This is a genomic window from Pseudomonas sp. AGC41, from assembly GCF_057334555.1.
The window spans coordinates 57947-72104 of sequence record NZ_JBHFJB010000152.1 but is presented as its reverse complement, the minus strand read 5'-3'; the positions used below and the strand labels follow the sequence as shown (position 1 = coordinate 72104).

Annotated in this window: 14 protein-coding genes; 9 read left to right on the top strand and 5 right to left on the bottom strand. The window is 61.5% G+C overall.

The genetic code is table 11. The features are described from left to right. Positions 1–68: 68 nt before the first annotated feature. Entirely contained in the window at positions 69–923 is an 855-nt protein-coding gene (locus ACE04F_RS25055) for a D-hexose-6-phosphate mutarotase (protein ID WP_434569577.1), read from the top strand. A 154-nt stretch (positions 924–1077) separates the two neighbouring features. Here ACE04F_RS25055 and ACE04F_RS25050 read toward each other — a convergent pair whose 3' ends face one another. Continuing rightward, complete coding sequence (locus ACE04F_RS25050) at positions 1078–1938, bottom strand: MurR/RpiR family transcriptional regulator (RefSeq protein ID WP_171061416.1); 861 nt, start codon at positions 1936–1938, stop codon at positions 1078–1080. A 196-nt stretch (positions 1939–2134) separates the two neighbouring features. Between ACE04F_RS25050 and zwf the strand changes: the two genes are divergently transcribed. The 3 genes from zwf to ACE04F_RS25035 are packed head-to-tail and all read left to right on the top strand — an operon-like array spanning position 2135 to position 4990. Continuing rightward, complete coding sequence (gene zwf, locus ACE04F_RS25045) at positions 2135–3607, top strand: glucose-6-phosphate dehydrogenase (RefSeq protein ID WP_486110367.1); 1473 nt, start codon at positions 2135–2137, stop codon at positions 3605–3607. Beyond that, positions 3594–4307 carry a 6-phosphogluconolactonase gene (pgl, locus tag ACE04F_RS25040; protein ID WP_486110366.1) on the top strand — a complete coding sequence of 238 codons (714 nt, stop codon included), beginning with the start codon at positions 3594–3596 and terminating at the stop codon, positions 4305–4307. The genes zwf and pgl overlap by 14 nt, the downstream gene beginning before the upstream one ends. Positions 4308–4324: 17 nt before the next feature. Then, positions 4325–4990, top strand: coding sequence for a bifunctional 4-hydroxy-2-oxoglutarate aldolase/2-dehydro-3-deoxy-phosphogluconate aldolase (locus ACE04F_RS25035; protein ID WP_486110365.1), 666 nt, complete (start codon positions 4325–4327; stop codon positions 4988–4990). Between the two features lie 229 nt (positions 4991–5219). On the opposite strand, the gene ACE04F_RS25030 is transcribed toward ACE04F_RS25035, so the two are convergent. Next, the gene (locus ACE04F_RS25030; RefSeq protein ID WP_486110364.1) at positions 5220–6407 is read right to left on the bottom strand and encodes an aminotransferase class V-fold PLP-dependent enzyme; all 1188 of its coding nucleotides are present in this window, start codon (positions 6405–6407) and stop codon (positions 5220–5222) included. 16 nt (positions 6408–6423) lie between these two features. Next, positions 6424–6660 carry a DUF3820 family protein gene (locus ACE04F_RS25025; RefSeq protein ID WP_486110363.1) on the bottom strand — a complete coding sequence of 79 codons (237 nt, stop codon included), beginning with the start codon at positions 6658–6660 and terminating at the stop codon, positions 6424–6426. A 206-nt stretch (positions 6661–6866) separates the two neighbouring features. Between ACE04F_RS25025 and ACE04F_RS25020 the strand changes: the two genes are divergently transcribed. The 4 genes from ACE04F_RS25020 (at position 6867) to ACE04F_RS25005 (ending at position 10592) form a co-directional block, all read left to right on the top strand. Then, entirely contained in the window at positions 6867–7331 is a 465-nt protein-coding gene (locus ACE04F_RS25020) for a PA2169 family four-helix-bundle protein (protein WP_486110362.1), read from the top strand. A gap of 193 nt (positions 7332–7524) precedes the next feature. Continuing rightward, positions 7525–9525 (top strand): FUSC family protein, encoded by a 2001-nt coding sequence (locus tag ACE04F_RS25015; RefSeq protein WP_486110361.1) that lies wholly within the window; start codon positions 7525–7527, stop codon positions 9523–9525. Next, positions 9512–9718: a DUF1656 domain-containing protein gene (locus ACE04F_RS25010; RefSeq protein WP_249873604.1), complete on the top strand. Its 207-nt coding sequence runs from the start codon at positions 9512–9514 to the stop codon at positions 9716–9718. The genes ACE04F_RS25015 and ACE04F_RS25010 overlap by 14 nt, the downstream gene beginning before the upstream one ends. A gap of 10 nt (positions 9719–9728) precedes the next feature. Next, positions 9729–10592, top strand: a complete 864-nt coding sequence (locus ACE04F_RS25005) for an efflux RND transporter periplasmic adaptor subunit (protein WP_486110360.1) — start codon at positions 9729–9731, stop codon at positions 10590–10592. A gap of 165 nt (positions 10593–10757) precedes the next feature. On the opposite strand, the gene ACE04F_RS25000 is transcribed toward ACE04F_RS25005, so the two are convergent. Further along, positions 10758–11228, bottom strand: a complete 471-nt coding sequence (locus ACE04F_RS25000) for a MaoC family dehydratase (RefSeq protein ID WP_003227420.1) — start codon at positions 11226–11228, stop codon at positions 10758–10760. 40 nt (positions 11229–11268) lie between these two features. Beyond that, positions 11269–12213: a lysophospholipase gene (locus ACE04F_RS24995; protein ID WP_486110359.1), complete on the bottom strand. Its 945-nt coding sequence runs from the start codon at positions 12211–12213 to the stop codon at positions 11269–11271. Positions 12214–12438: 225 nt separating this feature from the next. Here ACE04F_RS24995 and fadD2 point away from each other — a divergent pair, with 225 nt between their 5' ends. Continuing rightward, the gene (fadD2, locus tag ACE04F_RS24990; RefSeq protein ID WP_486110358.1) at positions 12439–14127 is read left to right on the top strand and encodes a long-chain-fatty-acid--CoA ligase FadD2; all 1689 of its coding nucleotides are present in this window, start codon (positions 12439–12441) and stop codon (positions 14125–14127) included. Positions 14128–14158 lie beyond the last annotated feature (31 nt).

Genomic DNA, 14158 nt, shown 5'->3' with positions numbered 1-14158 from the left:
CCCCCCCGCCACAAAAAACGCGTCGTACGCAGTTGAATATCGAATGATTTCCAGGACCGCGATCCATCATGCATGAGCATCCGCTACAACGCTTTTTCAGATCCTTGCGCGAGCGTCCGGTGTTTGCGTGGGAGCGCTATCAGCAGCGCGATGTGTTGGTGATCGACCACCCCTTGTGCCAGGCGGTGTTCAGTCGCCAGGGCGCGCAACTGCTGCACTTCCAGCCGCGCGGGCAGAAGCCGTGGTTGTGGTGCGCAGCCAGGTGGCCGCAAGTCGGGGCGATTCGCGGCGGGGTGCCGGTGTGTTGGCCATGGTATGGGCGGCATCCAAGTGAAAACGCCTGGCCCTCCCATGGTTGGGCGCGGCTGATCGATTGGAAACTGCTCGACAGCAGCAGCGACGAGGAGGGCGTTCACCTGCATTGGCAATTGCAATTGTGTGACTGGCAGGTGGACCTGCATGCCGACCTGGGTGAGCGCATGGAGCTGCGCTTGAGCACCGAGCATCAGGACAGCCTGCCCTGCCAGTTGAGCCAGGCCTTGCACGCCTATTGGCGCATTGGTGACGTTGGCGAGGTAGCGCTGTCTGGGCTCGATGGCGCCCAGGGTTACGATCAGTTGAACCGGGCTGTTTGCCAACAGGAGGGCGAGTTGCGGGTGGAGGGTGGCTGCCAGCGAGTGTTCCAGCATGAGGGCGAATTGCAGCTCAAGGATCACGCTTGGCAACGCGAGCTGCGCATCGACACCGGCGACAGCGCCGATACGGTGGTGTGGCATCCCGGCGCACGGCCACTGTTGGGTGTGAGCTGGGATGAGGTGAGTGAGTTCGTCTGCGTCGAAGCGGCCAGCGGCGGTACCGGGAGCCTGTGCCTGGCGCCGGGTGAGCGGGCGCATTTGAGTCTGCAGGCGCGGGTGGGGGCTTAGGTCGGGAGCGCTGATGTGGCGGCTGGCCCCTTCGTCGGATCGCCGCCCGGAGCAGGCTCGCTCCCACACTGGATTTTCGGCGTTCACCAAATCCCGGTGGGAGCGAGCCTGCTCGCGAAGACGGACGATCAGACGCCGAAAATCCCGGGTCGACTCAGTTGAACTCATCCCCAACCGGATACCGGCTGGCATTCAGGCTTTCCTTGATCTTGCGCAAATGCGGTTGGAAATCCACGCCCCGGCGCAGGGTCATGCCGGTGGCGAGCACATCCAGCACGGTGAGCTGGATGATCCGCGACGTCATCGGCATGTAGATGTCGGTGTCTTCCGGCAAAGGGATGTTCAGGCTCAAGGTGCTCGCCTTGGCCAGCGGCGAGCCCTCGGCGGTCAGGCCGAGCACCGATGCACCGTTTTCCCGGGCGATGCGCGCCACTTCCACCAGTTCGCGGGTACGCCCGGTGTAGGAGATGATCACGAACAGCTCGCCGGTATGGGCCACCGAGGCGATCATGCGCTGCATCAGCACATCGGCATGAGCGGTCACCGCCAGGTTGAAGCGGAAAAACTTGTGCTGGGCATCCAGCGCCACGGGGGCCGAGGCGCCGAGGCCGAAGAAGTGGATCTGGCGGGCCTGGATCAGCAGATCAACGGCGCGACTGATCAAATTTGGATCAAGGGCCTGGCAGGCGCTGTCCAATGAAGCGATAGCACTGCCAAAGATTTTGCGGGTATAGGCTTCCGGATTGTCATCGGCCTCGACCGCACGGCTGACATAGGCCGCGCCGCTGGCCAGGCTCTGGGCCAGTTGCAGCTTGAGTTCCGGATAGCCGCTGACGCCGAACGAGCGGCAGAAGCGGTTGACGGTTGGTTCGCTGACCGAAGCGGCCTGGGCGAGGGCGGCGATGCTGAAGCGGGTCGCCTGCTGCGGATTGAGCAGGATCACCTCGGCCACCTTGCGCTCGGCCTTGTTCAGGTCTTCCAGGCGACTCTGGATCTGCTCCAGTAGATTTCGCACGCGGTCCATACAGGATTCCTAGAGAAACGGGTCTTTGATACGACCCTTGGCGGTGGCCTATCCTACTGATGGCTCCGACGGACCACCACTCGGAATCGGTATTTTCGAAAAATGTTGTAGTTATTACTACATTTTTCCTTGAGTGATACCTTGAAAAAAGGTATTTGTAGTTTAACTTGATAAAAGAACAAACATCATGCATTCGATTACGGTTGAACCGTGCACCTTTGCCTTGTTCGGCGCGTTGGGCGACCTGGCGTTGCGCAAGCTGTTTCCTGCCCTTTATCAGCTCGACGGTGCCGGCCTGTTGCATGAGGACACGCGAATCTTCGCGCTGGCCCGCGAACCCGGTAGCGAACAGCAACATCTGACGTTCATCGCGACCGAGCTGCGTCGTTATGTGGGCGACAAAGAGCTCGACGAAACCGTGATCGAGCGCTTCCTGGCGCGCCTGACGTACTTGCATGTGGATTTTCTCAAGGCTGACGATTACGTCGCGCTCGCCGAGCAGGTCGGCCAGGCCCAGCAACAGGTCATCGCCTATTTCGCCACCCCGGCGGCGGTCTACGGCGCGATCTGCGAGAACCTGGCGAAAGTCGGCTTGAGCGAGAACACCCGCGTCGTCTTGGAAAAACCCATCGGCTCGGACCTGGAATCGTCACGCAAGGTCAATGACGCCGTGGCGCAGTTCTTCCCGGAGAACCGCACCTACCGCATCGACCATTACCTGGGCAAGGAAACGGTCCAGAACCTGATCGCGCTGCGCTTCGCCAACAGCCTGTTCGAAACCCAGTGGAACCAGAATTACATCTCCCACGTGGAAATCACCGTGGCCGAGAAAGTCGGCATCGAAGGCCGCTGGGGCTATTTCGACAAGGCCGGCCAACTGCGCGACATGATCCAGAACCACTTGCTCCAGTTGTTGTGCCTGATCGCCATGGACCCGCCGGCCGACCTGTCGGCCGACAGCATCCGTGACGAGAAGGTCAAAGTGCTCAAGGCCCTCGCACCGATCAGCCCGGAAGGCTTGACCACCCAGGTGGTGCGCGGCCAGTACATTGCCGGCCATAGTGAAGGCAAAGCCGTCCCCGGCTACCTGGAAGAACCCAACTCCAATACCCAGAGCGACACCGAGACGTTCGTCGCCCTGCGTGCCGACATCCGCAACTGGCGCTGGGCCGGTGTTCCGTTTTACTTGCGTACCGGCAAGCGCATGCCGCAGAAGCTGTCGCAGATCGTGATTCACTTCAAGGAACCGTCCCATTACATATTCGCCCCCGAGCAGCGTTTGCAGATCAGCAACAAACTGATCATCCGCCTGCAGCCGGACGAAGGCATTTCCTTGCGGGTGATGACCAAGGAGCAAGGCCTGGACAAGGGCATGCAATTGCGCAGCGGTCCGCTGCAACTGAACTTCTCCGACACCTATCGCAGCGCGCGGATTCCCGATGCCTATGAGCGGTTGTTGCTGGAAGTCATGAATGGCAATCAGAACCTGTTTGTCCGTAAAGATGAAATCGAAGCCGCGTGGACGTGGTGCGACCAGCTGATTGCCGGCTGGAAGAAGTCCGGTGATGCGCCCAAGCCGTATGCCGCCGGGTCATGGGGGCCGATGAGCTCCATCGCACTGATCACGCGGGATGGGAGGTCATGGTATGGCGATATCTGAATTGAAACTGCCCGAGGGCGTTACGGCCCTTGAGTTCAAGAGCCCGGTGCTGCTGGCGGAAAACCTCGCGCAGAACGTGGCGCAGCAACTGCGCGCGGCAATCGACACGCGCGGTGCGGCAACTTTGGTGGTGTCTGGCGGTCGCAGCCCGGTGGCATTTTTCCAGAACCTGTCCAAGCAAATGCTGGACTGGTCGAAGGTGGTGGTGAGCCTGGCCGATGAGCGCTGGGTGCCGGTTGAACATGCCGACAGCAACGCCGGTTTGCTCAAGCGTTACCTGCTCCAGGGCGCGGCGGCCAAGGCCCGGTTCTTGAGCCTGTACAGCGCCGGTGCCAACCTGGAGGCCGCGGCCGAGCAGGCGGATCGTCTGTTGGCCGAACTGCCACCGATTGATGTGCTGGTACTGGGCATGGGTGACGACGGGCATACCGCCTCGCTGTTTCCCGACAGCCCGAACCTGGCCGAGGCCTTGGATGAAAAGGGCGCTCGCCGTTGCTGGCCGATGCTTGCGCCAACCGTCCCGCACCAGCGCCTGACCATGAGCCGCGCGTTGCTGGCTTCGGCCAGGCACAAGGTGCTGTCGATTTCCGGTCAATCGAAGTTGACCACCCTGAACGCCGCGGTGGCCGGTGACAACGTCGCCGAAATGCCGATCCGTGCGTTTTTGCAACCTACGTTAGAGATTTACTGGTGCCCATGAACCAAGGATCAGCCGCTATGACAAACCCATCCCCGACCGTTTCCATGGCGGACAAAGTAACGCTGATCGACAGCCTTTGCGCCAAGGCGCGGATTTTGCCGGTGATCACTATTGCCCGTGAGCAAGACATCCTGCCGCTGGCCGATGCCCTGGCCGCCGGTGGCCTGACGGCGCTGGAAGTGACCTTGCGTTCGCAATACGGCCTCAAGGCCATCCAGGTGCTGCGCGAGCAGCGTCCGGAACTGGTGACCGGCGCCGGCACGGTGCTCGATCGCCATATGCTGGCCGCCGCCGAGGCTGCCGGTTCGCAATTCATCGTGACGCCGGGCATTACCCGCGACCTTCTGGAAGCCAGCGTGCAGAGCCCGATTCCGTTGTTGCCGGGGATCAGCAATGCCTCGGGCATCATGGAAGGCTACGGCCTGGGCTATCGTCGCTTCAAGTTGTTCCCGGCCGAGGTCAGCGGTGGTGTTGCCGCGATCAAGGCCCTGGGCGGCCCCTTCGGCGAAGTGAAATTCTGCCCGACTGGCGGCGTCAGTCCGGCCAATATCAAAAGCTACATGGCGTTGAAAAACGTGATGTGCGTGGGCGGCAGCTGGATGCTGGATCCGGAGTGGATCAAGCACGGCGACTGGGCCCGCATCCAGGAGTGCACCGCCGAGGCCCTGGCGCTGCTGGACTGATTGTCTTACCGAGCTTCGTTGTGTGTTCTACGGCTTTACGGTGCGCTTGGTCGGCGCACCGTTTTTTTTTGTCTGTTATTTGACTGCAGCTCCCCGTGGCGAGGGAGCTTGCTCCCGCTGGGCTGTGAAACAGCCCCGATCAGCCCGAACGAGATTGGCCTGACTCACCGAGGTGATAGTTCAAGGGGCTGCTGCGCAGCCCAGCGGGAGCAAGCTCCCTCCCCACGGGTTAGGTGTTGCTCAGGTGGATAAGCGCCTCGGTCAACCGCTCGATATCTCGCGCCAGGGTAATCAACCCCGGCGTGATGCGAATGCACGGGCCGACGCTGGTCTTGCGCACCACGGTAAAAATCCCATATTCCTTGAGCAGCCGCTCGGCCATGACTTGCTGATCGGGCTGGGCGGTGAAGCGCATCGAGGTGATGCCGCAATAGAGCCGCCGATCATCCGGAGTCATGACTTCGATGCCGGGCACATCACGTACCGCGTTCACCCAAAGGTCCCGCAAGTAGCAGAGTCGGGCACCTTTGGCCGACGCGCCGCCCAGGGTGCGGTGTTCTTCAAAGACCAATGGCAGCGTCAGCAGGGCAGGGATGTTGGGCGTGCTGTGGGGTGTGCGTGAGCGCACATCGGTGGCGGGGTAATTGGCTTCGTCCATGTCCGGATCGATGTCGGCCAGCCGCTCCGGAGCGATATAGAGAAAGCCCAGGGCCAGCGGGCCGCCAATCCACTTCTGCAAGTTGAAACCGGCAAACTGGATACCGAGTTTCTTCAGATTGAACTCGATCTGACCCAGGGCGTGGGCGCCGTCGAGAATGATGTCGACATCGAACTCCCGCGCCGCCTCGGCAATCGCCCGGACCGGCATGACGAGGCCGGTCAGGTGGTTGACGTAAGTCAGCGCCATCAGCTTCAGGCGCGGGTGGCGAATGAAGGTTTCCCGATAGGTGCCCACCAGGCTTTCAAAACTGACGGGATACGGGTGGACCAGCTCGATGACCTGCGCCCCACGCTGGCGAGCCAGCCAGCGCATCGCACTTTTGACTGACTCGTACTCGACGTCGCTTATCAGCACCTGGTCGCCAGGCTTGAGGCCGTTGTAATTGCGAATCAGCGTCTGCAAGGCGTCCACCGCGCTGGAGGCCAGCGCCACGCTAGAGGAGGGGACGTGAATCAGTTGCGCTACTTGGCGGCGAATCGCTTCGCCATGTTCCCGGTCGAAATGTTGACGCACGTAGACCGAATTGCCGCGATTGACGAATTCGATGTTGCGCTGATACTCCTCGACCACGGTACGCGACATCCGCCCGAAGTAGCCGTTCTCGAGGTTGAGCGGACCATCGGGCTCGACGTCGTAGCGGTCGACGAAGGTCTGCCAGAAAGCTTCATCATGGGCGCGCAAGGTGTTTTCGGGCATGGGCGGGTTCAGTCGGTCAATGGCGTGGTTTGGGCAGGCCGTGTTTGGCGCGCAGCGGATCCAGCAGGTCCGACAGACCGTTGTGGTCGATCTCCTGCATCAATGCCAGCAAAGCGCCGAGTTCTCCATGGGGGAAACCCTCCCGGGCAAACCAGTTCAGGTACTGGCCTGGCAGGTCGGCGAGGATTCGGCCCTTGTATTTGCCAAAGGGCATCTGGCGCGTCACCAGCAGTTCGAGCTTTTCCGGATTCATGGCGATTTGTCTTGATAGGAACCATCGGCAAAATACAGGCATTCTGCATGCAGGCCAAATGACAGATCATGCAAATAACGCGGATACAGATTTTTGAGTATTTCCTAACTTATTGAATTTAAACAATTTTAATTGTTGTTTTTGGCTGGCACGGCCAATGCAATATTCCTTGCAGGTTTTTATTCACCAAGCAAAGGAACTGAAAAATGACTGACATCAATAAAGAATCCATCTCTGTCTTGAACGACCTGATCGAGACCAGCAAGGATGGCCAGGAAGGATTCAAGACCTGCGCTGAAGACATCAAGCATCCAGAACTCAAGGCCCTGTTCGTTAAACGCGCGGCCGATTGCGCAACTGCTGCGGCCGAGCTGCAAGCCGCTGTGCGCTCGTTGGGCGGCGATCCGGAAACTTCCACCAGCGTCGCTGGCGACCTGCACCGTCGTTGGGTAGACGTGAAGGCGATGTTCACCGGCAAGGACGAAGAAGCGGTGCTCAACGAAGCCGAACGCGGCGAAGACCATGCACTCAAGGCGTACAGGGAAGCCATCGAGAAGATCAACAAGCACAACCTGGTCGGTATCCGTGACCTGGTTGAGCGTCAGTACCACGGCGTGCAACGCAACCACGACCAGGTTAAGGCGCTGCGTAACCAGGCGCGTGCCAGCTGACACTTGCCTGTGACGCGAAAAAACGCCAGCTTGCTGGCGTTTTTTTTTGGCTACGAAACCGCAATAGTGTTTGTCGGATCGATCAATAATCTGCTCTGGACTCGAATAGGTAGCTAGCTAATAATTGCATCGCCTGACATGCGATCTATCGTTACTACGCTCGTTACCACTGTCCCCAGAAGAGTTTTTTTGCGTGCCCATTACCTTCCAGGCCTTGTTCGCCCCAGACCGCCTCGCTGTGCAGTTCGCCATCAAAACCGTACTGGGTGGTGGATTGGCGTTGTGGCTGGCGTTGCGTTGGGGACTGGAGCAGCCGTCGTGGGCACTGATGACAGCATTTATCGTCGCCCAGCCATTGTCCGGCATGGTGGTGCAAAAGGGGCTGGCGCGGTTGGTCGGTACTTTGGTCGGGACGATCATGTCGGTGGTGTTCATGGGCCTGTTTGCCCAGGCCCCTTGGTTGTTCCTGCTGGCGCTGGCGTTGTGGCTGGGTGTGTGCACGGCCTGTTCGACGCTGTTGCGCAGCGCCTGGTCGTATTCTTTCGTGCTGGCTGGCTACACGGTGGCGATCATTGCCTTGCCGGCCCTTTCCCATCCACTGGGGGTCTTCGATCAGGCCGTGGCGCGGTGCACCGAGATCAGCCTGGGCATTACCTGCGCCACCGCGGCCAGTGCATTGCTCTGGCCGTTGCGGGTCGAACGACAACTGGCGGATCAGGCCCGTGCCGCCTGGCAGAGCGGCATGCAGGCGGCGCGTGCGACGTTGGCCGGCGATGCCCAGGCGCGCAAAGGCTTGCTCGAAATCCTCGGCAAGATCGTTGCGGTGGATGCCCAGCGCGAACACGCCTGGTTCGAAGGCAGCCTGGGTCGCCAGCGCGCCCGGGCCATCAGCGGCTTGAGCCAGAAACTGCTGATGCTGTTGCGTATTTCCCGGTCGGTGCGTCGGCAGTGGAAACAACTCGAGCCTCAGGAAGCCGAAGCGCTCCAGCCGTGGATGGACGAGGTGCAGCAGGCGCTTGCTGCAGACAGCGCGACGCTCCAGGCCCTGCGGCCTCGGGTTCTGGATGCCTCTCATGACCTGCGGATCAGCTCGGCGCAAAGTTACTGTCTGGCTCGTTTCGCCTTGTTGCTCGATACCGCCCTCGCTGCCTGTGCCGCGCTTGCGGCCGTGCAGGAGGGCAGGGCCGCCGCCGATCCGCCGCGCACGCTGGCGCCGCACCGTGATCTGTCCCTGGCCATGGTATTCGGTGCCCGCAGTGCCCTGGCATTCCTGGCGGTTGCCTGTTTCTGGTTGGCGACCGCCTGGCCCGCCGCATCCGGTGCGCTGTTGCTCACCTGCGTGGTGTGCAGCCTGTTTGCCAGCCGCGAAAACGGTGCGCAGATCGGCATGAGTTTCCTGCGCGGTATTTGCCTCGCAGTGCCGACGGCGTTTGTGATCGGCGAGATCTTCCTGCCGCAATGGAGCAGTTTCGCCATGCTCTGCATGGCCATGGGCGTGCCGCTGTTCCTCGGGGCGCTGTGCATGGCCAAGCCACCGCTGTACGCCACGGCCACCTCGTTCTGCCTGCACTTTGTGGTGCTGGTCTCGCCGCTCAATGCGATGAAGTACGACGTATCGGCATTTTTCAACAACGCCCAGGCGATGATGATCGGCGTCGGCGCGGCGGTGCTGGCGTTCAAGCTGCTGATCCTGCGCAACCCGGCCTGGCATAGCCGTCGGCTGCTGGCCGCGACGCTGGAGGATCTGGTCAGGCTGACCCATCGCAATCTGCGTGGTGCCGAAACCTGGTTCGGTGGCCGCATGGCTGACCGGCTATTGCAACTGGCGCGGCATTATCCCGAGCTGCCGGTGCCGGCGCGTAGCCGTTGGGACGACGGCTTGCTGGGCCTGGATGTCGGCGACGAGTTGCTGCATCTGCGCCTGAGCCTGGCTGTCGCCCAGATACCCGACAGCCCGGCCCAGCGCGGATATTTCGCAACCCTGGAGCAGGCGCTGGAACGCGGCCCCGGCGGCGATCAGGCCGAGGCTTTGGCCCAGGCAAGCGACGAATATCTGCGGGTGCTGTCGCAGCAACCGTCCAGCGATGCGCTGAAGCTCGCCCAAGGCGCGGTGGTGCAATTGCAGAACAGCTGGCGCGCCTGGTGCCGCCAGCACGAATCCGAAGAAGGGAAACATAGCCATGGGCTTGCGTGAATGGTCGATTGGCGGGGTGCTGCTCAGCCCGTTCCTGATTTATGTGGTCCTGGCCTTGCTGGCAACCGGGGCGCTGCGCCTGTTGCTTGGCCTGTTGCCGGTCGGGCGCTGGATCTGGCACGAAGCCTTGTTCGACTGCGCCCTGTACGTCTGTGTCCTGACTGTCATTACCCTGGTCCTCGGACCGTTATAAGGAGCTGAACATGCGTACACCCGTACGTGTCGCCGTCACGCTGGGCGTGGTGGCCGTGGCGATCTTCGCCGGGTTTCATCTGTGGCAGTACTACATGCTCACGCCCTGGACCCGGGATGCGCGAATCCGTGCCGACGTGGTGGTGGTTGCCCCTGACGTTTCGGGATGGGTGCGCGAACTCAAGGCCGTGGACAACCAGCAGGTCAAGGCTGGCGACCTGTTGTTGAGTATCGACCGCGAGCGTTTCGAGGCCGCGCTGGAGAAGGCTCGCGCGGTGGTCCAGACCCGTCAGCAGCAGCTGAGCCTGCGTGAACACGAAGCCAGCCGTCGCGCCGCCCTGGGACCCCAGGCGATCAGCGCCGAGCTGCGGGAAAATGCCCAGATCAACGCCGGCATTGCCCGTGGCGAACTGCGCGAGGCCCAGGCCGAGGCCAAGGTCGCCGAGCTGAACCTGGCCCGCAGTCAGGTCCTGGCCCCACGCAGTGGTCATATCACCAATCTGCGCCTGGCCGAAGGCAACTACGTCAACGCCGGGCAACCGGTGATGGCGCTGATTGATGATTCGACGTTCTACGTGCAGGCCTATTTCGAGGAAACCAAACTGCCGAGGATCCGCGTGGGCGATCCGGTCAAGGTCTGGTTGATGAGCGCCGACCATGCGCTGGACGGCCATGTGGAAAGCATCAGCCGCGGTATCACCGACCGCAACACCAACCCCGATGCGCAATTGCTGGCAGAGGTCGAGCCGACCTTCAACTGGGTGCGCCTGGCCCAGCGGATCCCGGTGCGGATCAAGCTCGACAAGGTGCCGGAAGGGGTGAGCCTGAGCGCGGGTATGACGGCGAGTGTGCAGGTGCAAGAGCGGCTGCAATAGCCGCCGCGCTGCGAACTCCGTGGCGAGGGAGCTTGCTCCCGCTCGGCTGCGCAGCAGTCGCAAAAAGAACATCACGGTTAATCAGATTAAACGCGGTGGGCTTTTCTCAGGGGCGCTTCGCACCCCAGCGGGAGCAAGCTCCCTCGCCACGGGGAATCATGATCATCAGCCGATGCTGATCGCCGGCAACGTCGGCAACGTAACAGTCTGCTGCTTGCGCGGAGCCAGGATCTCGGCCTCGCCGTCCACCACCAGTTCATCGCGCTGATTAAACACGCGTGTGGCGATGCGCACGCGGAACTTCGGCAGTTTCTCGAGGATTTCCAGGCGCACGGTCAGGGTGTCGCCAATCTTCACCGGTTTCTGAAAGCTCATCTGCTGGCCGATATAGATGGTCCCCGGCCCAGGCAGCTCGCACGCCACCGCCGCGCTGATCAGCGCACCGCTGAACATGCCGTGGGCGATGCGTTCCTTGAACATGCTGGCGGCGGCGAACTCGGCATCCAGGTGCACCGGGTTGTGGTCGCCGGACATGGCGGCGAACAGCTGGATATCGCGCTCTTCGACGGTCTTGCTGTAGCTGGCGGTCTGGCCGACTTCGAGGGCTTCGTAAGGGATGTTGGTAACCTGGGTCATGTCTGGATCCTGTAACAGGTAAAGGAAAAACGCTGTAAACCTACTCGCTGCGTGGCGGCCGCTGGTGGCTTAGCGCCTGGGCAATCCAGGCCAGCACGTCGGCCGTCACTTCGTCGCGGTTGGTTTCATTGAACAGTTCGTGCCGGGCCTGCGGGTAAATCGTCAATTGCAGATGTTGATTGCCGGCGTCGCGCAGGGCATCGGCCAGATCTTTCAGACGCTTGCCTTCGCTCACCGGATCACATTCGCCGCCAATCACCAGCAACGGCAGGCCCGGATCGATCTGCGCGAGATTGGACGCTTTGCTGATCTGCTGCAAGCCGCCGAGGAGGTCGATCCACAGCTGATTGGTACAACGAAAGCCGCACAGCGGGTCGTGGACGTATTTGTCCACCTCGGCCGGGTCGCGACTGAGCCAGTCGAAGGGTGTGCGCACCGGTTTGAATCTTTTGTTGAAGCTGCCGAATGACAGCCACTCGATGAGCGCGCTACGGCCCGTGGCTCCCTGGCGTCGACGTTCGAGGCGGGCGATCAGGCGTGCCGCGCGGTACAGCGCCACGGGCTGGAAATTCGAACCGCTGAGAATCGCCCCGTGCAGGCTGGCGCTGTGGTGCAGCAGGTAACCCTGGGCGATATAGCTGCCCATGCTGTGGCCCAGCAGGAGAATTGGTATTTCCGGATGTTGCTGGCCGATGTGCTGATTGAGGCTCGCCAGGTCGCCGACCACCTTGGCCCAGCCGTCCTCGTCGGCAAAATGCCCCAGGACTGTTTCCTCGCCGGTCTTGCCATGGCCGCGCAGGTCCGCTGCGTAGACACCATAACCTTCATCGCACAATGCCTGGGCCAGGCGCCCATAACGAGCGCTGTGTTCGGCCATGCCGTGGGCGAGCATGAGCACGGCCTGCGGGGCGGTTTCGGGCAACCATTGGTTGACGAAGAGGCGCCTGTGGTCGGTCGCGGTCAGCCAGAGCGTTTGGTGGATCATGGCGGTTCCTTTGCACAAAGTCAGACGCAGCGTCGCTGCATTGTATAGCGCATCCGTCGCGTCTCGCCTGATCAGGTCGCGGCAAGGGAGGAAGATTCACACGATCTATGACGCAAGTTGCCATATTTGCCTGATTGGCCATAGCTGCTAGTGTCCGAAGAGCTCCGCCTGTGCAAGCAATACGCAAGCGGTCCCGGATACGTTCAGGTAAAGAGGACAAAAACAATGCAGCCTGATTTCTGGAATGACAAACGCCCGACCGGCGTGCCCTCGGACATCGACCTGGGCGCCTACAAGTCGGTTGTCGAGGTGTTCGAGCGTTCCTGCAAGAAATTTGCCGACCGTCCGGCCTACAGCAACATGGGGGTGACGCTCACCTACGCCGAGCTGGAGCGCTACAGCGCGGCCTTTGCCGGTTACCTGCAAGCCAATACCGACCTGGCGCCGGGCGATCGGATCGCCGTGCAGATGCCCAACGTCCTGCAATACCCGATCGCCGTCTTCGGTGCCCTGCGCGCCGGGCTGGTGGTGGTCAATACCAACCCGCTGTACACCCCGCGGGAAATGCGTCATCAGTTCAAGGACTCCGGTGCCCGGGCGCTGGTGTACATGAACCTGTTCGGGCAGAAGGTCCAGGAAGTGCTGCCCGACACCGACCTGCAGTTCCTGATCGAAGCGAAGATGGGCGACCTGATGCCCACCGCCAAAGGCTGGCTGGTGAATACGCTGGTCAGCAAGGTCAAGAAAATGGTGCCGGCCTATTCGCTGCCCCAGGCCATTTCCTTCAAGAGCGCCTTGCGCCTCGGCCGAGGTCAGGGCATCAAGCCCCTGAACGTCAGCCTCGACGACATTGCCGTGCTGCAATACACCGGCGGTACCACCGGGCTGGCGAAAGGCGCGATGCTGACCCACGGCAACCTGGTCGCCAACATGCAGCAGGCCCGGGCGTGCCTGGGGCAGATCGGCGATGACGGCCAGCCGCTGTTGCGTGAGGGCCAGGAAGTCATGATCGCGCCGTTGCCGCTGTACCATATCTATGCGTTCACGGCGAACTGCATGTGCATGATGGTCACCGGCAACCACAACGTGTTGATCACCAATCCCCGGGATATCGGTGGCTTCATCAAGGAACTGAAGAACTGGCGGTTCTCGCTGTTGCTGGGGCTCAACACGCTGTTCGTGGCGCTGATGGATCATCCGGATTTCAAGACGCTGGATTTCTCCAGTCTCAAGGTCACCAACTCAGGCGGCACCGCGCTGGTCAAGGCCACGGCCGAACGCTGGAAGCAGCTCACCGGGTGTGGCATCACCGAGGGCTACGGCCTGACTGAAACCTCGCCAGTGGCCAGTGCCAACCCTTACGGCGGCAAGTCGCGCCTGGGTACGGTGGGGCTGCCGGTGCCGGGTACGCTGATGAAGGTCATCAACGACGACGGCGGCGAGCTGCCCTTGGGCGAGCGCGGCGAGCTGTGCATCAAGGGCCCGCAGATCATGAAGGGCTATTGGAACAAGCCCGAGGCGACCGCCGAAGTGCTGGACAGCGAAGGCTGGTTCAAGTCCGGCGATATCGCGGTAATCGATCCCGACGGGTTCGTGCGCATCGTCGACCGCAAGAAAGACATGATCATCGTCTCGGGTTTCAACGTGTATCCCAACGAGATCGAGGACGTGGTCATGGCTCACCCGAAAGTCGCCAGTTGTGCGGTCATCGGCGTGCCGGACGAGCGTTCGGGGGAGGCGGTGAAACTGTTCGTGGTGGCCCGTGAGGCGGGCGTCAGCCTTGAAGAACTCAAGGCCTACTGCAAGGAGAACTTCGCCGGCTACAAGGTCCCCAAGCACATCGTATTGCGTGATTCGCTGCCGATGACACCGGTGGGCAAGATCCTGCGGCGGGAACTGCGCGATATTGCCTGAGGCGCTTGCCTCAATGTAAAACCTGTGGGAG